Consider the following 20,412-nt stretch of genomic DNA (forward strand, 5'->3'; position numbering starts at 1 on the left):
TGATGAGGCGTAATTGCAGAGACTGTCAATTGAGTTATAACGAAGTGAAATTTAAACAGCCAAGCAATCACTCGGCTGTTTCGGTGCGGATATATTTAACTAATTCTGCTGCAGATTTCGATGCTTCATCAGGCTTTTTAACGAGCTCTTTGTTGGCTTGTCTTACTAACTGACGTAGCTTCTGTCTTTCCAGTTTTGGATGTTGCTCAATAAGCGCTTGAATCGCATCATCGCCGCCGGTTAATAGCTGATCTTTGGTCTTTTCCGCCACATTGAGCTTAGAGCTTTCATTGCGGTTTTGGTTTAACACATTTTTAAGATCGGTTTGCAGCTGCTCAATATCGACATTGCGCATGATCTTGCCAATATATTGCAGATGGCGACGATACGCTTCGGTATTGATGCGTATCGTCTTCGCCTTGAGCACGTTATCATAAAGCAGCTCGTCAAGTTCAAGCTTGTTTATTTGACTCTTGCTCAGCGAGACTAACTGCTTTCCTAGCTCTTGGTATACCGCTATTTCTCTTTTCACTTCGGCTCTGCTGACGTATTCGTCGTCATGGTCGAAGGGCTGTTTAAAGTGTTCCGAATCACCAACAATATTCATAATCAAAAATCTCTCACATAAACTGGCTTAATAATACCATTTCATTGGAATATCGCCTACGAAGCACGGCAGTTATTTAATGTGAAAGCGCATCGGGTTTGTTATGCTACTGCCATTATTGATCACTAAAGAGTAGATTTGTGCCTTCACCTAGCATTGAAACTGAACTGGATTCATTAAAAGACGCCGTTGCTATGGCATTAGAATATGCCGCCACTTTGGGGACCACGGGTGCCGAAGTCGCCATTAGTAAACAGCAAGGGTTATCGGTATCGACTCGCCTCAAAGAGGTTGAAACTGTCGAGTTTAATAAAGATGGTGCGCTAGGTATCACCCTGTTTAGGGATGGCTGCAAAGGTAGCTCTTCTACTTCGGATTTAAGTCCTGACGCGATTCGCCGCGCCGTTAAAGCGGCCGATGATATTGCTAAGTTCACCTCAGAAGATCCCTTCAATGGTTTAGCCGATGCAGATTTAATGGCTCAGCATATTGAAGATCTTGAGCTCTATTATCCTCACGAAACTACGCCTGCTGAGCTTGAAGTGTTAGCCGCTCGCGCTGAAGAAGCTGCATTAAGCGCCGACACTCGGATTAAAAACTCCGATGGTGCCAGCGCCAATGCCCATACAGGAGCCAAAGTGTATGGTAATAGTCACGGCTTCTTAAATGGTTACGTCAGTTCTCGCTATAGCCTTAGTTGTGTGGTGATTGGCGAACAAGATGGCAATATGCAGCGTGATTATGATTATACGGTAGCGCGTAAGTTTAGCGATCTGTGGACGCCAGAAGCCGTTGGCCAAAAAGCGGCTGAGAAAACCGTTAGTCGCCTCGGCGCGCGTAAGATCGCGACCACCAAGTTACCCATTCTGTTTGCTCCGGATGTGGCAACGGGCTTAATGGGCCATTTAGTCGGTGCGATCAGCGGTAGTAGCTTGTATCGTAAATCAAGTTTCCTGCAAGACTCTATCGACACTCAACTGTTTCCAGATTGGTTTACTATTGCCGAGCAGCCCCATCTTAAAGGTGCGCTTGCTAGTGCTTATTACGATAGTGAAGGTGTCGCGACAGTTGAACGTAATATTATCGATAAGGGTATCTTATCGACTTACCTATTAACCAGTTATTCGGCGCGTAAGCTTGGTTTAACCAATACTGGCCATGCGGGTGGCATCTATAACTGGACCCTTGCTCATACAGGACAAAGCTTTGATGAGCTTATCAAGCAGATGGGCACGGGCTTAATTGTCGCCGAAGTGATGGGCCAAGGAGTTAATGGTGTGACTGGTGATTACTCTCGCGGTGCGGCGGGCTTCTATGTCGAAAATGGGGTTGTGCAATATCCAGTAGAAGAGATCACTATCGCTGGAAATCTAAAAGATATGTATCGCAATATCGTTGCGGTGAGTAAAGATAGAGATCTGCGTTCATCGATTAGAACTGGCGGGATCTTACTCGACGAAATGAAGATTGCGGGTAACTAAGAGCAATTATCTTGCTTTAAGATTAGCGAGTGCCAAGGCACTCGCTTTTTTATGCCTGCAATTCATACTAATTAACCTGAACTTGGGATATTAAATGTATCTCAAACAGCTCTTTATTCCGCTAACTGCGTTGGATTCACTTGCGATAGGCGGGCTATTGACGCGTAAATACGCCTTGTTAGCAAAACAAACGACAAGTTTGAGATGAAATAAGCATAAAACGGCTAATTCATCTAGCGTTATTCCATCTCTTAACCCGAGTTCAGGTTAATAAACATCAACCGCCATACTCTTGCGAACAAAAAAGCTAAACTTAAGCTTGAATATATGGATATCCATATATATGATTTGGCGTATATAAAGAATGTTTGAGAGGGGGAGATAATGGTGACTGCGATTTTTAAGGCGTTATCCGATGAAACCCGTTTGCTGAGTCTGTTGTTGATCCATGCAGAAGGCGAGCTATGTGTTTGCGAACTCATGGCGGCGCTTGATGAGAGTCAGCCCAAGATCTCTCGTCATCTCGCTCAGTTACGTAAGGCTGAGCTGTTGAGTGATCGCCGTCAGGGGCAATGGGTGTTTTATCGGATTAACCCTGACTTAGCCTCATGGGCGTTAAATGTCATTGAGCAAACAAGAGCAGGCAATCCGTCTCTATTAGCGAGTGGTTTAGCGCGCTTGCAACAGATGGGGCAAAGGCCTGAACGAGTTAAGGCTTGCTGTTAGGTAACGGCAATGAACGAAACAGATAATGATAGGTAAATACCATGGGACTGTTTGAGCGTTACTTGAGTGTGTGGGTTGGTTTGGCAATTGTGTTTGGTGTGGTTTTGGGCCATTTTCTGCCCGATCTATTTAGTGTTATCGCCGCTTTAGAATACGCCAAGGTCAATTTGTTAATTGCTCTGCTTATCTGGGTGATGATCTACCCAATGATGGTACAAATTGATTTTTCAGCGGTAAAAAATGTGGGTAAGAGTCCCAAAGGTTTAGTGTTGACCCTAGTGATAAACTGGTTGATCAAACCTTTCACCATGGCGTTACTTGGCTGGTTATTCTTCAAAGTATTCTTCGCTAGCTTGGTCGATGCGCAAACTGCGAGTGAGTATATCGCTGGGATGATCTTACTCGGCGTCGCACCCTGTACGGCTATGGTGTTCGTCTGGAGTCAATTAACTAAGGGCGATCCCAATTACACCTTGGTACAAGTCTCGGTAAATGATCTGATCATGGTGGTGGCCTTTGCCCCTATCTGTGCTTTTCTTTTAGGGGTGAGTGATATTCAGGTTCCCTGGGAAACCTTACTCTTATCTGTGGTGCTCTATGTGGTGCTGCCCTTGATAGCAGGGGTGATCACCCGCCAAGTGCTAAATCGCCGAAGTCTAAATGGGGTCGATACCTTTGTTGGCCGCATTAAGCCTTGGTCGATATTGGGGCTACTCGCCACCGTGGTATTACTCTTTGGTTTACAGGCTAGTACCATATTGGCCCAACCGCAAAATATTGTGCTTATCGCGATTCCGCTTTTGATTCAAACCTATGGCATTTTCTTCATTGCTTACTTTGCGGCGAAAAAACTCAATATAGCGCAAAATGTAGCAGGCCCTGCATGCATGATCGCTACCTCCAACTTTTTTGAACTCGCTGTCGCGGTTGCGATTTCGCTGTTTGGCCTACATTCGGGGGCGGCGCTAGCCACTGTGGTTGGCGTGTTAGTCGAAGTCCCTGTCATGTTGTCGCTAGTGGCGTTTGTCAATCGAGATAAAACTAAGTATCAGCAGGCGGTTAATACCGATCCTGAACACTAAATGAGCAGAATTTCCTCTTTTTTAGGATAGTAATATGACAATTAAAATTGGTATTAACGGTTTTGGTCGCATGGGGCGCTTAGCACTCCGAGCAGCGTGGCAGTGGGATGATGTGGAGTTTGTGCAGATCAATGATCCAGCAGGGGATGCGGCAACCTTGGCGCACCTACTGACGTTCGATTCGATCCATGGCCGTTGGGTGCATGAGGCGACCGCCGACGGCTCGCAGATTGTGATTGGTGAGCAGCGCATAGCAACCAGCATGAACAAGACGATTAGCGAGACCGATTGGTCAGGATGCGATCTCGTGATTGAAGCATCGGGTGTGATGAAAACCAAGGCCTTACTGCAAGCCTATTTAGATCAAGGTGTTAAGCGCGTTGTAGTGACGGCCCCAGTGAAAGAAGATGGCGTGCTAAATATCGTCATGGGCGTGAACCATCACCTGTACGACAAAGATAAGTACCCTATCGTGACTGCAGCGTCTTGCACCACGAACTGTTTAGCGCCTGTGGTGAAAGTCTTACATGAGCAGATTGGCATTAAGCATGGCTCAATGACGACCATTCATGATATCACCAACACCCAAACTATCTTGGATGCCCCCCACAAAGATCTGCGCCGGGCGCGTGCTTGTGGTCAGTCATTGATCCCGACAACTACCGGCTCGGCAACGGCTATCACTCATATCTTCCCTGAGCTAAAAGGTAAGTTAAATGGCCATGCGGTGCGTGTGCCTCTGGCCAATGCGTCGATCACAGACTGCGTGTTTGAGATGCAGCGCGGCGTCACCGAAGCTGAGGTAAATGGGCTGTTTAAACAGGCCGCAGAAGGTGAGCTTAAAGATATTTTAGGCTATGAGGAGCGCCCTCTGGTATCGGTGGACTATAAGACAGATCCGCGTTCAAGCATTGTCGATGCACTCTCGACCATGGTAGTGAACGATACCCAACTTAAAGTATATATTTGGTATGACAATGAGTGGGGCTACGCTAACCGCACTGCAGAACTTGCCAGAATGGTTGGTCGTTTGGATAAGGCATAGCGGGTATTTTACATTGCCTAGTCAAGGAAGTGATGATTGATGTTTGCCACGATTCGCTCGCTACCAGTTGAAATAAGACAATACCTGATTGTCACCGGTAACTATTGGGCATTTACCTTGACCGATGGTGCGCTGCGTATGTTAGTGGTATTGCACTTTCATCAACTCGGTTATTCGCCGCTAGCCATCGCGATGTTGTTTATCTTCTATGAGTTCTTTGGGGTCGTCACTAATTTAGTCGGCGGCTATCTCGGTGCACGTTTAGGCCTCAATCGCACCATGAATATCGGCTTGGGCTTGCAAGTGGCGGCTTTGTTGATGTTATTGGTGCCCAGCGCTTGGCTTACTGTGCCTTGGGTGATGGCTGCGCAGGCTGTGTCGGGGATCGCCAAAGACCTCAATAAGATGAGTGCCAAAAGTAGCGTTAAGATGCTGGTGGCCAAGGGCGAAGAGGGCAGATTATACAAATACATCGCACTGCTAACGGGTTCTAAGAACGCCTTAAAAGGAGCGGGCTTCTTCTTAGGTGGCGCATTGCTGGCTCTGCTGGGGTTTCAGGGCGCAATTGGGTTAATGGCTGCACTGCTGAGCCTTGTTTGGCTGATGAGTATCATCAAGCTGAAGCAAGACTTAGGCAAGGCGAAGAATAAGCCTAAGTTTAGTGAGCTGTTTTCTAAAAGCCGCGCGATTAATATCTTGTCTGCTGCACGTATGTGCTTATTTGCTGCGCGCGATGTGTGGTTTGTGGTGGCACTGCCGGTTTATCTTGCCAGTCAGTTTGGCTGGGATCATTATGCCGTCGGTGGGTTTCTGGCGTTGTGGGTGATAGGGTATGGCGCGGTGCAAAGCGTTGCGCCTAGGCTGACTGGCAAAGCAAGTGGCGTCGTACCCGATGGCCGCACCGCACTATGGTGGGCGTGTGGGTTGACGCTTATTCCTGCCGTTATCGCACTCCTCATGACTGCCAATTATGCCGCCGAATATTCCCAAGCCGCGCTGTTGCTCGGTTTGCTAATGTTTGGCGCCGTGTTTGCAGTGAACTCTTCTCTGCACAGTTATCTTATCGTTAGCTATGCCAGCGATGATGGCGTATCACTGGACGTTGGTTTTTATTATATGGCCAACGCCATGGGACGTCTGCTCGGCACCCTGCTGTCTGGTTGGGTGTATCAACAGTTTGGACTTATTGCTTGTCTGTGGATCTCGGCTGGACTACTCGGGACCACTGCGCTGATCAGTATTGGATTACCGAGGCGATAACCCTGAAATAAGGCTTTGCCATTTTTCTGTTTGTTTGAGTAAAGTGCGCCAGGCTGGATTCTCTTCTATGGCTGTCACAACACTATTCAGTGTAAGCATTCTTAAATGATAAGATATGCCCGAATAGTTCAACAGGCTCGAGTGAAGATTTCGGCCAAACTAAGCAGCTGATGAGCACGGCATGATCAATGCGGTCGTTCGATTTATTCATTTGATTGACGTTAGGCGTATTTTTATTCTGCCGTCCTATTATTATGGCGTACACCCTTTTATAGTTTTTCAGCATTACTGGAGACAAGACTCATGACAAACGTGGATGCCACGGTGTTAACGACTAAGCCATCCCAAGATGGTTTCCACATGCCAGCCGAATGGGCGGCTCAGCAAGCGGTGTGGATGCTTTGGCCCTATCGTCCTGATAACTGGCGTTCTGCGGGCGCTTATGCGCAGGCGACCTTTGCTAAGGTGGCTGATGCCATTGGTGCTGCCACGCCTGTTTATATGGGCGTTCCCAAGGTATTTATGGCAGAGGCCAAGACGGTTATGCCTCATCACGTCACTTTGGTCGAGATAGATAGCAATGATTGCTGGGCTCGGGATACTGGGCCTACTGTAGTGGTGAATGCTAAGGGTGAATGCCGCGGTGTTGACTGGGGCTTTAATGCTTGGGGTGGCCATCAAGGTGGTTTGTACTATCCATGGGATATGGACGAACGGGTAGCTGAGCAGATGCTCAAGCAACATGGTTTTGGTCGTTATCAGGCTCAGCTGATCCTCGAAGGGGGCTCAATTCATGTCGATGGTGAAGGCACCTGCATGACGAGTAGCGAATGTTTGCTCAATAGTAACCGCAACCCAGAGTTGACTCGTGAACAGATAGAAGCATTACTGCGTGATTATTTGAATGTGGAGCAGTTTATCTGGTTACCAGAAGGCGTGTACATGGATGAGACCGACGGACATATCGACAATATGTGCTGTTTCGCTCGCCCAGGCGAAGTGATTTTACACTGGACTGATGATCAAACAGATCCTCAATATCCTCGTTCAAAAGCCGCTTTGGATATTTTGCAAGACAGTGTAGATGCAAAAGGCCGTAAGTTAAAGATCCACCTAATGCCACAACCTGGACCTCTGTATTGCACTGAAGAGGAATCTCGCGGCGTGACAGAGGGGACTGGCGTGCCACGCACGGCGGGTGAGCGCTTAGCTGGGTCCTATGTAAACTTTTTAATTACCAACCAACGTATCGTTTTCCCGCTACTCGATTCGCTCACCGACAATATCGCTGCGCAAAAATTGCAGGAGATTTTCCCCGAGTATGAGATTGTCGGTGTGCCTGCCCGTGAGATCCTATTGGGTGGTGGTAATATCCACTGTATTACTCAACAGATCCCCTCTGGGCAATAAGTAAAAACCAAGGAGAACACAATGACCATTTATGTCACTGTTGTTGCAACACAATTGGCTTTCGGTAGGAGCTCCTAGCATGTATGAAGTAACAGAGGTTTCCATTGCCGAGCTGCGTGCAGCCCTCGAATCAGGTCGCACCACAGCGGTTGAACTGGTGCAGGCTTACCTTGCAAGGGTTGATGCTTACGACGGCCCAGCGACACAAACCAAGCTGAATGCGCTCGTAGTCCGTAATCCTGATGCGATAAAGGAAGCTGAGGCTTCTGATGCGCGCCGAGCTCGGGGGGAAACACTTAGCCCACTCGACGGTATTCCTTATACCGCCAAAGACAGCTACCTAGTTAAGGGGCTCACGGCGGCATCTGGCAGCCCAGCGTTTAAGGATTTAGTTGCCCAATACGATGCCTTTGCGGTCGAGCGTCTGCGCGGTGCGGGGGCTATCTGCTTGGGTAAAACCAACATGCCACCTATGGCCAATGGTGGCATGCAGCGCGGTCACTACGGTCGCGCCGAGAGTCCATACAATGCTAACTATCTTACTGCTCCCTTCGCCTCGGGTTCTTCTAACGGGGCGGGTACAGGTACGGCAGCGAGCTATTCTGCTTTCGGGCTAGCCGAAGAGACTTGGTCGAGCGGTCGTGGGCCGGCATCGAACAACGGATTGTGCGCCTATACTCCCTCACGCGGTGTGATTTCCGTGCGTGGCAACTGGCCCTTGACCCCGACCATGGATGTTGTAGTGCCTTACACTCGTACTATGGCAGACATGCTCGAAGTGCTTAACGTCATCGTTGCCGACGACCCTATCACCCGAGGTGACCTATGGCGTTTACAACCTTGGGTCGAGATCCCCAAAGCATCAACAATTCGTCCCGCATCTTACCTGAGTCTTGTCGCCCAAACCGATACGCTTAAAGGCAAGCGTTTCGGGGTGCCGCGCATGTTCATCAATAAGGATGAATTGGCTGGCACCAGCGAAAACCCTGGTATCGGAGGCCCGACCGGTCAGCGCATCAATACTCGCGCGTCTGTGATAGCACTCTGGGAAGCGGCGCGTAAAGTGCTGGAGTCTGCTGGAGCCGAAGTCATTGAGGTAGATTTCCCGCTGGTTTCCAACTGTGAAGGTGATCGTCCTGGTGCGCCGACTGTGTTTAACCGCGGCATAGTCACACCTGAGTTCCTCGATGATGAGCTGTGGGAATTATCCGGTTGGGCTTTCGATGAGTTTTTGCGTGCCAATAATGACCCTAAACTCAACAAACTGGCTGACGTTAACGGATATTTGATTTTCCCACACGACCTTGGCACCTTGCCCAATCGAGAAGGGGATTTAGCCGCAGGCATGGAAGAGTACGTCAACATGGCCAAACGAGGCCTCAAGCGTTATGACCAGATTGACAGCATACCGGATGGTCTGCGCGGTTTAGAGAAGACTCGTAAGCTGGATTTAGAAGACTGGATGGATGAACTTAAACTTGATGCAGTGCTCTTCCCAACGGTAGCTGACGTGGGGCCTGCGGATGCGCACATTAATCCAGCCTCCGCCGACATCGCTTGGAGTAACGGTGTTTGGGTCGCTAACGGCAACCTTGCTATTCGCCACTTAGGTGTGCCGACAGTGACTGTGCCTATGGGGATCATGGCCGATATCGGCATGCCCGCAGGTTTAACATTTGCAGGCCGTGCTTACGATGACAACAACCTGCTTAGGTTTGCTGGCGCATTTGAGGCCACAGGCAGCAAGCGCACAGTTCCTCCGCGTACACCAGCGCTGAGTAAATAAGCAACAAGCAGTGAAGAACGGGATTGGTTGCAGTGCGCCAGTCCCGTTTTTAACTCCAAGGTAATTCTCTTCAACATCAAGCATTGTTACTGAGTCTCGCTAATAGCCAATGGTGTAGATGCGCTAGGTTTATTGCTTTAAGTTAGTGCGCTTTTACGATCGCAAACATAGTGAGTCATGACATACAGAAAGGGCTTAATCGAAGATATGGATAACGCGATGACGTTCCTCTTCGGCAGACTTGCCTTGGTGTGAGCCAATCGACAAGGCTAAAGCTGATTTTCGCAGCGAATACAGACTTGTTTCCAGCTGACTTTGTGTTGTCCACATCTAGGACAGGCTTCATCGCTAGAGACAGAATATTGATGGTTAGTCGTCGCTTTTGAGCGAATAGGCTTAAAAAGAGTGTTTTTAATAGTGATAAAGGGCCTAAGGCAAACACCAGTACAAAATAATTGAACGCTGGATATCCTTTGTATGCGCGAATGACAAAGGTTGCGACGATTGAGAATGACTAGATTGATTCAGTAGCAAGGCATTGATTTTCAATATAAAATTTCAGACGTAAAACAATGACTACAAAGTTATCCATATTCCTGCCTGATGATTAAGCTACTCTTGCCTCATCGAACCGAAATCAGCATCTGTTTACTATCTGTGGAGTGTAAGTTGGTTTGTAAAGGTATTAATACCATAAAGAGTAATAAGTTAGGTAAATGTTCAGGTCTCATGTTATCTATTTTCTGCAGAGATAACTCATCGAGGAGTTACTACATCTATTTAGGTATTAAACTGGGGATGTAACATCGGCATGAAGCTCGGCTATCACCACCCAAAATTGGGTGGTTAATAGACTTAGTTACGGAGCATAGATTAGAGTTTAAAGCGTGCCAATAGCCCTTTTAGTGTAATGCCAAGGCCTGCAAGATCCTCGGCCGAATGCGCGGTTTCCTCCGCCCCTTCGGCTGTTTGCTCAGCAATATCGCGAACCCTAATTACGCTTTTATTGATATCTTCGGCGACAGAGCTTTGCTGTTCAGATGCTGCCGCGATTTGGTGAGTCATATCTTGAATTCGACTAACCGCATCAGCAATATCTACCAACATCACCCCAGCCTCTTGTGATAGTGAGACTGCATCGTTGCTCAACGTGCGACTTTTGGTCATCATCTGCACAGACTCTAAGGTTCCTTTTTGTAGATTGATTATTATTTTTTCAATCTCTTCGGTGGAGGATTGAGTACGACTTGCTAGACTTCTTACTTCATCTGCCACCACGGCAAATCCTCGTCCAGCTTCGCCCGCTCTTGCTGCTTCAATTGCGGCGTTCAATGCTAGTAAGTTAGTTTGCTCTGCGACTGATTTAATGACATCGAGTATCGAGCCAATACTGTCACTCTCAGATTGTAGTCGTTCGATAGCCTGAGCCGTCGACGTGATCTCTTGAGCTAACAATTCGATTTGGCTCACGGCTTCTACGACTTTTCTGTTGCCAGTTGCGGTAATGTTATCTGCTTCTTTTGCTGCAAGTGCAGCATTTTCAGCGCTGGCTGAGACCTCTTGTACCGTTGCAGCCATCTCATTAATGGCTGCAGCGACTTGATCTGTTTCACTGCGCTGATTTTGCATTCCAGAACTATTTTGTACCGTCACCGCTGATAGTTGGTCTGCTGCTGATGTGAGTTGTACGACACTGCCGTCAATTTGAGTGAGTACTAGTTTTAAGGTGTTATTCATTCCTCCCATTGCTCGTAATAACTCACCCATTTCATCTTTGCGAGCGGAATCAATATCACAACTTAGATCGCCCGATGCAATCGCTTTTGCAGTTGCTAAGGTTTGTCTTAACGGGTCGAGAATCTGGGCACTGATCACCCAAGCTAGGAGTGGTCCAATTAAGAATGCTATGATCACCACGGCGATAACAACTGTTTTTGAGCGACTGTCTGTCTGTTCACGCTTAATTTGTTGATCGTTAACCACATTGGCAATATTACTCATCAATGCCTGTGCCACTTTGGTTAGGGAATGTCCTGCATTATCAATATTGCGATTGACCTCGAATAAGGCGTCTATATCATGATCATAACGCTGCAGTATTTGAATGGCTGCGGCAGTGTCTTCGCCTTTTAGCGTCTTAACTTCTTGTAGTAAAGCGGCGATCGCATTTTTGGCCGTTGTGAAGTTTTTCTCATTGGCAGCATAAACATAACCACGAACATAGTAGCGCAACATTGTCATCTGCTGGCTGATACTGAAAGCTTCGTGTAGTAAATGTGAGTCTTGGGTTAACTGTGCTTTGTCAGTCATCTGTTCGACTAACTCTGCATAGATGGAAACCAATTTAGCCCCAACTTGCGCGCCGGTAACATTGAGGCTTAGCTTCTGGCTAAACACTTGTTCAAATTGTTTGATAGCTTGGAGATAATCTTCAATCGCCGCTATTGCTTCTTGTAAGTGTTGGCGTTCTGTGGTGTCGTTTACATCGCCGAGATGCTGCTCGATGATGTGCTTAGATTTTTCGATTAGGCTGTGTAAGGTGTCTAACATAGCAGGATCACCCTTGGTCATATAGTCCAACCTGACAATCTTTGCGTTGAGTAATATTTCGTCTAGTTGGGTGATCGATTCTAACTTTTTAGTACTTGAGTCTATCGAGACAAGACCTTGATATCCTATCGCTGCGATAATTAAAATCAACAATAGTAGAGCCCCAAAGCCTAGTTTAAGCTTATTGGCCACAGATATATTGCTCAGTAGGCGACGTAAGCCTTCCATAAATTAGTACCCCATGTCTGATAGCTAAATCAGTTAACAAATGTCCGGCGATTGTAACTAACTTCAAAATGTCATTTTTTGATATGGTTAACTAAATTACAATATACTCAATATGTATGATGTTTGATTGTTGTAATCTGGTGTTTGGATCATTTCGATCTATAAGTTATTGCCGTTTAAGTAGCTATGCCGAGTATATGAGTAATAGACTTCTATTATTCTTTTTTGAGTTAGTTATTTAGTTTGCTGCAATATTTCCATCAATATCTGAATGAACATCTTTTTGTTTCAATTCGTTAACAATACTCGCTTTCATTTTGAGCACTTTTCGTTGTACTCTGGGATGCAATCAATTAAGTGTGGCGAAGATCACCTAAAATAACGATAAAAATGACGAGGTTTTAATGGAAGGAATTACTGAGTTTGTCAGTATGATCAACGGATTTGTATGGGGTACACCCATGCTGGTGATGATCTTAGGCGTGGGGCTATTTCTCTCGTTTGGTTTGAAACTAATGCCCATTTTAAAATTAGGCACGGGCTTTAAACTACTGTGGTCAGGACGTATTCCTGACAAAGATAAAAACATGAAAGGGGAGATCAGCCCTTTTAATGCCTTAATGACCTCACTCTCTGCCACGATTGGTACGGGGAATATTGCTGGCGTTGCGACCGCCATTTTTGTTGGCGGTCCAGGCGCACTGTTTTGGATGTGGTGTACAGCATTGGTCGGCATGGCGACTAAATTTGCCGAGGCGGTGTTAGCGGTTAAATATCGTGAAGTCGATGATAATGGCAACCATATCGGTGGCCCTATGTACTACATCAAGAATGGCCTTGGTAGTAAATGGGCTTGGTTAGGCACGGCATTTGCGTTATTTGGTTCGTTCGCCGGTTTTGGTATTGGCAATACAGTGCAAGCCAATTCTGTAGCGGATGCCTTAAGCAGTAACTTTGATATACCAACATGGGTTACTGGTGTGGTGTTGATGTTGCTGGTGGGAGCCGTGCTTGTCGGAGGCATTAAGCGTATTGCCGATGTGGCTGGCAAGTTAGTGCCACTGATGACAGTATTTTATATTGCTGCTGGACTGGCCGTATTGGTTGTAAATGCCGCTGAGTTACCCGCTGCTATCGCGTTAATTTTTCACAGTGCATTTAATCCTGTCGCGGCTCAAGGTGGGTTTGCTGGTGCAGCGGTTTGGGCTGCAATTCGCTTTGGTGTGGCGCGAGGTGTATTTTCAAATGAAGCGGGTCTGGGGAGTGCACCTATTGCCCATGCTTCGGCGCAAACGAATAATCCAGTAGCACAAGGTTTAGTTGCTATGCTTGGAACCTTTATCGATACCCTGATTGTATGTTCTATTACAGGTTTGGCTATCGTGGTTTCAGGTGCTTGGACATCGGGAGAAAATGGCGCAGCGTTAACCTCCTATGCCTTCTCACATGCCTTGCCTATGGGTAATTATATTGTCGCTATTGCGCTTTCAGTGTTCGCCTTTACCACTATTTTAGGGTGGAGCGTATACAGTGAAAAGTGCGTACAGTATCTGTTTGGCATTCGGGCGGTGAAACCTTTCCGTGTCATCTGGATCTTAGTTGTCCCTCTTGGGGCGGTAAGCTCACTCGATTTTATCTGGTTACTCGCCGATACCCTCAATGCGATGATGGCTATTCCTAACTTGATAGCATTGGCACTCCTAAGTCCTGTGGTGTTTAGTTTGACTCGAGAATATTTTATTAATAAGCGTCTACAAGAGGCTGAAGCTAAAGCATAACTTCTTGCCCATAAAAAAGCGCCAGCAGGCGCTTTTTTATCTCTTAAATTTGCTGCAGTCACCAATCTACGTGCAGCATCGAATACTTTTTAAGTTCGAAATTGATTAAAGGTTCACTTCTTGAGTGTCAAACTCTATTCGGTGGTCGGTGCTGCCATGCTGATTATTGCCCTTTTTCTTACCGCTTCATTAACACTGGCGACGCTCTGGAGTATTGGGGGGATTTTGCTGTCGGCTGTGATGGTTCAGCAAGGGTTAAATGATCAAATTATTGCCACGATCGCGCTGTCCGATACAGGCGCTTCGGTCGAAGCATGGAGTGGTATGGTATTGCCCTTAGTGGTGATTGTCGTGGCCCAAGGTTTTACGAGTGCAGCAAGGCAGAAGGCTAATAAGGTGCAAGCGGTGGCGCAGCAAGCGATTGAGCACGGTGCGACTCTGGCGCTGGCGGGTGAACAGCGTTTAGGGCAAGTGTTAACCCAGGCTAATCAAGATGCGACCGAACTCAGTAACCTGGCTATCGACCTAGATATGCAAGCGGTTGCCTTGCATAGCCAAGTGAATCAACTCAATGTTAACTGCGAGTCTCAAGCCAGTGCGGCAGAGGAGATGAGTCAGCAGGTTTATCGTATGACGCAAGATATGGCGCAATCGGAGCAGTTTATGGCGGAGTTAAAGCAACGCTGCCAATCGATACATAGGCAAACGCCAGCAGTGAAGTGGCTACCAGTGTAGTAAATACCAACCAAGTATCTGAGTCCGTTGCGGTTGAGGGCGAGCAACTGGTCAAGCGCGTTTAGAGCTTGAAGTCACTCGCGAGCAGCTTAACCGTAGTCGTAGCATGTCATAACGCTTAATCCATTAGGGTAGACTCGATACACATAGGTATTGGCTACCCTAATCTTCACTGCTCAATAGAAATCACCGCCCATTGCCCGCTTTAGCGCCGCCTCTTCGAGTAGCTCTTCGAGGCGTCTTTTTACTTCACGCCTGTGTTGTAACTCACATGCTGCCTTAGGGTTTTTAGGCCTAGTTATCGCTTCGATCTCTGCATCGTTTGGAATAACATCAAGTAATTGAGCCATAGCGGACTCCTTAATAACTCAAATCCAGTACCTTTAGCACTTTGTGGTGCTCTTTGGCACAACAAGCTTTGACTATATGCACAGGGCCAAAGCGATAGTAGTACCAATCGTATTAACTATTTAATTGGATTGGTATAGATGGCGCTTTGTAATGGGTTAACTTATTGTTCAATGAGTTAGTTTCACATTAGCGAGCGCTAATGAGAAAAATAGCAGGGAGTTTAAAATCTTTTTGAGATCGAGTTAACACAATTGTATTTACTTATATTCTGTAGGTTTTTTGTGAGATTTTAATTGTAAGACTTTGAATTTAAATGCTTTAAGTTATGGCTGCCACCTAATTTAGTGGCAGCTCATTTAAATAAAGATCACAAATCGAAGCTATAGCTATAGCCGATAAGGACTTTCGGATCGTCATCTTGAAGATCGGTATCGCTGACGGTAAATGAAAAGCTACCAAAGTCAGTATCTTTACTTAGTGATACTGAGTAGTCGCTGTAGTTGTCTTCATCAAACCAAGCTTCAACTACGTCGCCCGTTGAGTAACCATAGTGGGCAGAAAGGGATAGCGTTTCTGACAATGGAAAGCTTACGCCTGCATCTATGTAGCTCATATCTTCATTGTCATAAGGGGCGCTGGCGACGTCACTGCCGGCATTAACTATGGTGGAATAGCTCAAGCTTAACCATTTCCAGCTCACTCCTAATTTAACCTCTCCAAAATCAATACTGCCAGCATTGTCAGGATAAGCATAATAGAGGTAGCTGACATTATATCCAAAGTCTTCGCCTATGCTGCCTGCATAGCCACCGTAGAAATCGAGTTCATATGTTGTATCATCGCCAAAATCGACATTAGACGCCCAAGTACCGAGGTAGAAGCCACTGTCGTGCTCGTAATCAATACCGCCTTGAACAGCCGCCGAATCATCGGTTTGCGTTACGCCTCTCCACAAATAGTTAGAAGTCACACCTGCATTGCCGGTGACACTAGCGCTGGCTGGTAAGGCAATCATCATGGTTCCCGCAAGGATGCTAAGGGTTTGAAGTGCTCGTTTCATACTCATTCCTTTTTATTAGTCTATGGGAGCGGCCTAGCGCTATAGTTGTAAGTATTGTTAGGCTGCAAATAAGCCAAAGCGAAGAGTATGCCAACTTTTTAATTGTTTTAATTCAATGTTTTAAAAATAAGCGCGCTGAAATAGCAATGGATATTGACTAATAATGAGGCAAGATTGCACATTCTTGGTGCATAAAAAAACCTCCAAAAAGGAGGTTTTTTAATGGGTTAAAGCAGTGTTTAGTTAACGCTGTCTTTTAGCGTTTTACCCGCTTTAAACTTAGGTACAGTCGCTGCAGGGATCTGGATCTCTTTACCTGTTTGTGGGTTGCGACCGGTACGAGCTGCACGGTTTGTCGTTTCAAAAGAACCAAAACCTACAATAGAGATTTTCTCGCCGTTCTTCATCGCTTCCGCTACAGTTTCTTCGAATGATTTTAATGCACGTGCAGCTTCAGCTTTAGTTAGTTCAGCGCTTTCCGCTATTTTTGCAACAAGTTCAGTTTTATTCATTTGGATAGTCTCTTCTTTCCGTAGATTTAGTATTACCAATTACATTAGGCACTTGCAATTGCTGAACTTAACATGCCACAAGCATTGCTATAATGAAAGCGGTTTTATGCCGATAAATGGTGGTTTCAGTCAAATTTTGCAAAAATGTTAATCGTCGAGCAATGAATAGAGCAGCTGTTTCACCAATTGTGGTTCAAAAGGCTTATCACATAATGCATTGACCCCAGCTTGAGAGACATTGCTTAGGTGAGCATCATTAGCTTCGGATGATACCATGAGTATAGGTATGTGCGATTGTTGACTGTGATTCCGAATATATTGGGTTAAGGCTAAACCATCGGCATTGGGCATGTTGTAGTCGGTGATCACCAAGTCATACATATTGTTCTTCATCAACTCGATCGCTTCGGCGCCATCGCTGGCTTCGGTGATCAGTTTTAAGCCTAAGTTAGTGATGGTACGCCTGATAATGTTTCTTGCCATCTTGCTATCATCGACCACGAGTACTCTGATGTTATGTACATCGAAATGTTCCAAGTCCAGCTCATCATTACTTAGCAGGTCGATGGTCGCATTGAGGGCTTTGCCTAGATGTTCTGAGGAAAAAGGTTTAGGTAAAATGGAAACCACACCCGATTGGCGATAGATTTCAAGTTGTTCTCGGCGGCACTCGCTAGAAACGAGCATAAACTGAATGTCACAGAAGGCGTCAGTTTCTTTTATCACCTTAAGCAACTCTAAAGCCGTACCATCTTCGAAATGCATCGCACTGGCGATCAAATCGGGATGGTGACGGGTCATAATGGCTAACGCGTCCTGTAGATTACTTGCTGTTTGGATGTTGCTAATCCCTTCTTGGCTTAAGCGACTGGTAATAATTTTACGTTGTGTATCAGATGGCTCGACCAGGAGAATGGATAGTTCACTCGGAGATAAGGTGCCCATAATTACGGCTCTCGGCTTATTTAGTTGTGGTCATATTGGGGTGTCAAACTAGCTTAATGTTAACACGTTAGCAACAATTAGACGCTAGTCTTGTGGTGGATTTAAGTATTGTTTCGTTGATTGGGCAAAAGCTACCCACCACTGAAATGAGAGTAAAACCAACACGACCGCTGCGATTAAGGGGATAGGAATATTCTGACCATTAAATACGACCTTAACATCCTCCGGCGTAATTTGATAAGCGATGACTGCAGTTGCCCCGAGGGCGGTAAACCCAAGGGTCTGAATTCCAATATAAATTTTAAGTACCAGACTTGCCCAAGCGGTTCTCATCAACAAGCCTATTAATACAGGGATCACACCTGCAGTAAATAGATCTAAGCTTTGGATTTCGAAGGCGCGCCAAAGGGCGAGTACAGTGCCTAGAGTATATAAACAGATAAGTATGATTAGAGCTAAGCTGGGTCGATTCATGAATGATGTCGGTAACAAATTTGCTAGCGAGTGTAGAAAAAACAGTACTATTAGTCCAATTTTTTAAAGTGATCGGCAAAGCCTAGCTGCTGGTAAGGGCTTCTTAGGTTAATATGATGACGATTTTTTAGGGTCGAGAGTGATATGACAGAAACTGAATTTTGGCGATTAGTAAAGCGAGATACTGCCGATCAAGATCAACAAAGCCTAGCTGATAATTTAAAGCAAGGCTTGAATGAACTGAGTAATGAAGAGTTGGCGGCTTTCGATAAGTATTTTTCCCAGCAGATGCGCAAAGCATACCTTTGGTCTTTATGGGGTGCCGCCTATATCGTGACAGGCTGTGATAGCGAATATGAATTTGCTGAGTTTCGCTGTTTTTTAATCTCGTTAGGGCAAGAGTGGTTTGAGAAGGTGTTGCTCGATCCCGATGCGTTAGGGTTATTGCCTCAATGGCCAGAGAAAGATGGCTATGCCTATCCCTTTGTCGATGAATATGATCTGATCGCGGGTCAACTCTTTGAACAGCGAACAGGCGATGAACTGCCTTTTGTGCCATCGGGTCAGGCAAGTCCACAAGGGAAAAAGTTTTCTCATAAGAAAAAACAGCTTAAAGCGACTTATCCACAGCTCAGTCAGCGTTTCCCCTTCTAATCTTGTTAAAAATAACAGTCAAAAAGCGGACACTCGGTCCGCTTTAGATGTCTTTCGTCTAGTGTGTTATTAATAACAGACTTGAGTGTCATTATCATACTGTCTGTCGTGTTCAGCGCAGGCTGTTTCCATAAAGTGTTCTTCCGCTTGTTCCATCTGTTCATCGAGGTTGGTCTGAATACTGCTTATTATCTCTTGCTCGCTAGCTTGTTGCTGGTGATTGAGTATCTCATCGTGCTGTTCAATAGCGGCTCGTTGCGTTGGCGTTAATTCATCGGCTTGCGCTTGAGATGAGATAGCGGATCCAAAAATCATCGCTGCGACAAGTGCCATCTTGCCTGAATAAATAACTCGGGCTCTGGTAAGTGAATTGCTCATAATATTTGCTCCAATTACATTCTATTAGACCGACTATCAGGAACCGTTTGCTTCAATTTGATCTGAGTGGGGTTGTCAAATTGAGGGCATCCTCAGGGTCACTCATTCGATATTTAAACTAAGCTGGTGCATTTAATGTTAGTGCACCGTGCCGTGGTAACTTGATACCTATGTTAATGATTGGATGCTGAATCTAGGCTGAACAAAAAAACAGCAGCGTGGATGGTATTGGCTATCGCGATTAATGCGTTGTGTGATCAATGAGTTATGTCTAGTTGTTTTGCATCGTCTCACATTGATAACCTTGGCGACTGGAGTCAAATCGACAACGAAGGCCGCATTCCCAAACCACGTTGCCTAATTCGCTAGCCTGTTGTTCGGCGAATAGCTTGCAGCTTGGATAATCATCGAAGTCATCGGTTTTTTTATAACGGCCAGAATTGTAGCCATGAGCGTAGACGAAAGCGGACCAGGTCTCTGGCTCCTGAGTTTTCTGATCTTGGTTTATTGATACTATCGCGGCGGAGACGATTAACAAGAGTACAATGACGAATAGGATGGGCTGATAGTTTTTCATAATTAATTTAAGTTGTGAGAGTGGGGTTAGTTTACCTTAAGATGATTTTAGATGGATACAAAGTGACGCAAATTTGAGGAGTGGCGCAGTAGCCTTGTTTGCTTTGGGTTTAACAGCCGTGAGTGCAAAATACGTCGTTATAGGTTTTGCATTAAGCCAGTATTCAGGTTAGCTTTTGTACAGTGACCTGGTCTATATAGGTATAGCCGAGCACGAAATTTTCAGCCTAGAGGAGGCTAATATGAAATTAAAAACTCTACTGATAGTGGGGGCGTTAGTTTCCCTTAATGTTTACGCTGATGAAGCCAAAGAGAATCCTGTGACTGAAGAGGGCGTGGTTAAAATTACTTGGCAGGATGTCGATGGTTTTCACGATGTCAAAGCGGTTGGTGATATTCAGTCACGCTATGAGTTACGTGTCTTTGAAACTTTGACTAAGAATTTGAATAAAACGGCGACTAAAAACTTCCAACCAAATCAAAAACTGGAAATGGTGGTGACAGATGTCGATTTAGCTGGTGATGTTAGGCCTACTTTTGGCGCGACAACCAATGATATTCGAGTGGTCAAAGATATTTATCCACCTCGCTTAACCTTTAGTTACCAGGTACTGGAAGGCGATAAGGTGATTGTTGCTGGTGATGAAAAACTCCGTGATATGGGCTTTATGCAAACCGTCGGAGTGGCTAACGATAAACCTCTAAGATATGAGACTAAAATGTTAGATGAGTGGCTTAAGAAGAGTGTTATCCCAAAGCTCTAAGCGCGCTTTC

General features: G+C 45.9%; 21 protein-coding genes. 11 read left to right on the forward strand and 10 right to left on the reverse strand.

What is annotated here, in order from left to right:
- Positions 1 to 67: 67 nt before the first annotated feature.
- Positions 68 to 607: a ribosome biogenesis factor YjgA gene (yjgA, locus tag K0I73_RS01855; RefSeq protein WP_220062859.1), complete on the reverse strand. Its 540-nt coding sequence runs from the start codon at positions 605 to 607 to the stop codon at positions 68 to 70.
- Between the two features lie 140 nt (positions 608 to 747).
- Here yjgA and pmbA point away from each other — a divergent pair, with 140 nt between their 5' ends.
- The 7 genes from pmbA (at position 748) to K0I73_RS01890 (ending at position 9,397) form a co-directional block, all read left to right on the forward strand.
- Positions 748 to 2,088: a metalloprotease PmbA gene (gene pmbA, locus K0I73_RS01860; protein WP_220062860.1), complete on the forward strand. Its 1,341-nt coding sequence runs from the start codon at positions 748 to 750 to the stop codon at positions 2,086 to 2,088.
- Positions 2,089 to 2,472: 384 nt separating this feature from the next.
- The gene (locus K0I73_RS01865; protein ID WP_220062861.1) at positions 2,473 to 2,814 is read left to right on the forward strand and encodes a metalloregulator ArsR/SmtB family transcription factor; all 342 of its coding nucleotides are present in this window, start codon (positions 2,473 to 2,475) and stop codon (positions 2,812 to 2,814) included.
- A 41-nt stretch (positions 2,815 to 2,855) separates the two neighbouring features.
- Positions 2,856 to 3,896, forward strand: coding sequence for an ACR3 family arsenite efflux transporter (gene arsB, locus K0I73_RS01870; protein ID WP_220062862.1), 1,041 nt, complete (start codon positions 2,856 to 2,858; stop codon positions 3,894 to 3,896).
- Between the two features lie 34 nt (positions 3,897 to 3,930).
- On the forward strand, positions 3,931 to 4,941 hold the full coding sequence (locus K0I73_RS01875; protein ID WP_220062863.1) for an ArsJ-associated glyceraldehyde-3-phosphate dehydrogenase: 1,011 nt from the start codon (positions 3,931 to 3,933) through the stop codon (positions 4,939 to 4,941).
- A 39-nt stretch (positions 4,942 to 4,980) separates the two neighbouring features.
- The gene (gene arsJ, locus K0I73_RS01880) at positions 4,981 to 6,201 is read left to right on the forward strand and encodes an organoarsenical effux MFS transporter ArsJ (protein ID WP_220062864.1); all 1,221 of its coding nucleotides are present in this window, start codon (positions 4,981 to 4,983) and stop codon (positions 6,199 to 6,201) included.
- Between the two features lie 303 nt (positions 6,202 to 6,504).
- Positions 6,505 to 7,611, forward strand: a complete 1,107-nt coding sequence (gene aguA / locus K0I73_RS01885) for an agmatine deiminase (RefSeq protein ID WP_220062865.1) — start codon at positions 6,505 to 6,507, stop codon at positions 7,609 to 7,611.
- Positions 7,612 to 7,690: 79 nt separating this feature from the next.
- A complete protein-coding gene (locus K0I73_RS01890) occupies positions 7,691 to 9,397 on the forward strand; it encodes an amidase (RefSeq protein WP_220062866.1) in 1,707 nt (568 codons plus the stop codon).
- Positions 9,398 to 9,592: 195 nt separating this feature from the next.
- On the opposite strand, the gene K0I73_RS19060 is transcribed toward K0I73_RS01890, so the two are convergent.
- On the reverse strand, positions 9,593 to 9,727 hold the full coding sequence (locus tag K0I73_RS19060; RefSeq protein WP_258405261.1) for a hypothetical protein: 135 nt from the start codon (positions 9,725 to 9,727) through the stop codon (positions 9,593 to 9,595).
- Positions 9,728 to 10,270: 543 nt separating this feature from the next.
- Positions 10,271 to 12,175, reverse strand: a complete 1,905-nt coding sequence (locus K0I73_RS01895; protein WP_220062867.1) for a methyl-accepting chemotaxis protein — start codon at positions 12,173 to 12,175, stop codon at positions 10,271 to 10,273.
- Positions 12,176 to 12,579: 404 nt separating this feature from the next.
- Here K0I73_RS01895 and K0I73_RS01900 point away from each other — a divergent pair, with 404 nt between their 5' ends.
- On the forward strand, positions 12,580 to 13,953 hold the full coding sequence (locus tag K0I73_RS01900) for an alanine/glycine:cation symporter family protein (RefSeq protein ID WP_220062868.1): 1,374 nt from the start codon (positions 12,580 to 12,582) through the stop codon (positions 13,951 to 13,953).
- A gap of 120 nt (positions 13,954 to 14,073) precedes the next feature.
- Positions 14,074 to 14,688 (forward strand): hypothetical protein, encoded by a 615-nt coding sequence (locus tag K0I73_RS01905; RefSeq protein WP_220062869.1) that lies wholly within the window; start codon positions 14,074 to 14,076, stop codon positions 14,686 to 14,688.
- 176 nt (positions 14,689 to 14,864) lie between these two features.
- Here K0I73_RS01905 and K0I73_RS01910 read toward each other — a convergent pair whose 3' ends face one another.
- The 5 genes from K0I73_RS01910 to K0I73_RS01930 all read right to left on the reverse strand — a co-directional run bounded on the left by K0I73_RS01910 (position 14,865) and on the right by K0I73_RS01930 (position 18,030).
- Positions 14,865 to 15,038, reverse strand: a complete 174-nt coding sequence (locus K0I73_RS01910; RefSeq protein ID WP_220062870.1) for a hypothetical protein — start codon at positions 15,036 to 15,038, stop codon at positions 14,865 to 14,867.
- Positions 15,039 to 15,406: 368 nt separating this feature from the next.
- A complete protein-coding gene (locus K0I73_RS01915; protein WP_220062871.1) occupies positions 15,407 to 16,099 on the reverse strand; it encodes a TorF family putative porin in 693 nt (230 codons plus the stop codon).
- A 239-nt stretch (positions 16,100 to 16,338) separates the two neighbouring features.
- Positions 16,339 to 16,611, reverse strand: coding sequence for an HU family DNA-binding protein (locus K0I73_RS01920; protein ID WP_220062872.1), 273 nt, complete (start codon positions 16,609 to 16,611; stop codon positions 16,339 to 16,341).
- Positions 16,612 to 16,758: 147 nt separating this feature from the next.
- Positions 16,759 to 17,556: a response regulator gene (locus K0I73_RS01925; protein ID WP_220062873.1), complete on the reverse strand. Its 798-nt coding sequence runs from the start codon at positions 17,554 to 17,556 to the stop codon at positions 16,759 to 16,761.
- An 84-nt stretch (positions 17,557 to 17,640) separates the two neighbouring features.
- Complete coding sequence (locus tag K0I73_RS01930) at positions 17,641 to 18,030, reverse strand: hypothetical protein (RefSeq protein WP_220062874.1); 390 nt, start codon at positions 18,028 to 18,030, stop codon at positions 17,641 to 17,643.
- 144 nt (positions 18,031 to 18,174) lie between these two features.
- On the opposite strand from K0I73_RS01930, the gene K0I73_RS01935 reads away from it, so the two are divergent.
- Positions 18,175 to 18,684, forward strand: a complete 510-nt coding sequence (locus tag K0I73_RS01935; protein WP_220062875.1) for a DUF4240 domain-containing protein — start codon at positions 18,175 to 18,177, stop codon at positions 18,682 to 18,684.
- Between the two features lie 69 nt (positions 18,685 to 18,753).
- Here the strand turns inward: K0I73_RS01935 and K0I73_RS01940 are convergent, their stop codons facing one another.
- Together K0I73_RS01940 and K0I73_RS01945 are read right to left on the reverse strand one after the other, a co-directional pair.
- Positions 18,754 to 19,062, reverse strand: coding sequence for a hypothetical protein (locus K0I73_RS01940; protein WP_220062876.1), 309 nt, complete (start codon positions 19,060 to 19,062; stop codon positions 18,754 to 18,756).
- A gap of 271 nt (positions 19,063 to 19,333) precedes the next feature.
- A complete protein-coding gene (locus K0I73_RS01945) occupies positions 19,334 to 19,639 on the reverse strand; it encodes a hypothetical protein (RefSeq protein WP_220062877.1) in 306 nt (101 codons plus the stop codon).
- Between the two features lie 241 nt (positions 19,640 to 19,880).
- On the opposite strand from K0I73_RS01945, the gene K0I73_RS01950 reads away from it, so the two are divergent.
- On the forward strand, positions 19,881 to 20,402 hold the full coding sequence (locus tag K0I73_RS01950; RefSeq protein ID WP_220062878.1) for a DUF3016 domain-containing protein: 522 nt from the start codon (positions 19,881 to 19,883) through the stop codon (positions 20,400 to 20,402).
- The last annotated feature ends 10 nt before the right edge of the window (positions 20,403 to 20,412 follow it).

Origin of the sequence: Shewanella mesophila (genome assembly GCF_019457515.1) — a bacterium.
Lineage (GTDB): Bacteria > Pseudomonadota > Gammaproteobacteria > Enterobacterales > Shewanellaceae > Shewanella > Shewanella mesophila.

Excerpts from the sequence above, each read along its gene's own strand:
- yjgA (WP_220062859.1), bottom strand. The coding sequence starts at position 607 with ATGAATATTGTTGGTGATTCGGAACACTTTAAACAGCCCTTCGACCAT.
- K0I73_RS01865 (WP_220062861.1), top strand. The coding sequence starts at position 2,473 with ATGGTGACTGCGATTTTTAAGGCGTTATCCGATGAAACCCGTTTGCTG.
- arsB (WP_220062862.1), top strand. The coding sequence starts at position 2,856 with ATGGGACTGTTTGAGCGTTACTTGAGTGTGTGGGTTGGTTTGGCAATT.
- K0I73_RS01875 (WP_220062863.1), top strand. The coding sequence starts at position 3,931 with ATGACAATTAAAATTGGTATTAACGGTTTTGGTCGCATGGGGCGCTTA.
- arsJ (WP_220062864.1), top strand. The coding sequence starts at position 4,981 with ATGTTTGCCACGATTCGCTCGCTACCAGTTGAAATAAGACAATACCTG.
- aguA (WP_220062865.1), top strand. The coding sequence starts at position 6,505 with ATGACAAACGTGGATGCCACGGTGTTAACGACTAAGCCATCCCAAGAT.
- K0I73_RS01890 (WP_220062866.1), top strand. The coding sequence starts at position 7,691 with ATGTATGAAGTAACAGAGGTTTCCATTGCCGAGCTGCGTGCAGCCCTC.
- K0I73_RS19060 (WP_258405261.1), bottom strand. The coding sequence starts at position 9,727 with ATGTGGACAACACAAAGTCAGCTGGAAACAAGTCTGTATTCGCTGCGA.
- K0I73_RS01895 (WP_220062867.1), bottom strand. The coding sequence starts at position 12,175 with ATGGAAGGCTTACGTCGCCTACTGAGCAATATATCTGTGGCCAATAAG.
- K0I73_RS01900 (WP_220062868.1), top strand. The coding sequence starts at position 12,580 with ATGGAAGGAATTACTGAGTTTGTCAGTATGATCAACGGATTTGTATGG.
- K0I73_RS01910 (WP_220062870.1), bottom strand. The coding sequence starts at position 15,038 with ATGGCTCAATTACTTGATGTTATTCCAAACGATGCAGAGATCGAAGCG.
- K0I73_RS01915 (WP_220062871.1), bottom strand. The coding sequence starts at position 16,099 with ATGAAACGAGCACTTCAAACCCTTAGCATCCTTGCGGGAACCATGATG.
- K0I73_RS01920 (WP_220062872.1), bottom strand. The coding sequence starts at position 16,611 with ATGAATAAAACTGAACTTGTTGCAAAAATAGCGGAAAGCGCTGAACTA.
- K0I73_RS01925 (WP_220062873.1), bottom strand. The coding sequence starts at position 17,556 with ATGGGCACCTTATCTCCGAGTGAACTATCCATTCTCCTGGTCGAGCCA.
- K0I73_RS01930 (WP_220062874.1), bottom strand. The coding sequence starts at position 18,030 with ATGAATCGACCCAGCTTAGCTCTAATCATACTTATCTGTTTATATACT.
- K0I73_RS01935 (WP_220062875.1), top strand. The coding sequence starts at position 18,175 with ATGACAGAAACTGAATTTTGGCGATTAGTAAAGCGAGATACTGCCGAT.
- K0I73_RS01940 (WP_220062876.1), bottom strand. The coding sequence starts at position 19,062 with ATGAGCAATTCACTTACCAGAGCCCGAGTTATTTATTCAGGCAAGATG.
- K0I73_RS01945 (WP_220062877.1), bottom strand. The coding sequence starts at position 19,639 with ATGAAAAACTATCAGCCCATCCTATTCGTCATTGTACTCTTGTTAATC.
- K0I73_RS01950 (WP_220062878.1), top strand. The coding sequence starts at position 19,881 with ATGAAATTAAAAACTCTACTGATAGTGGGGGCGTTAGTTTCCCTTAAT.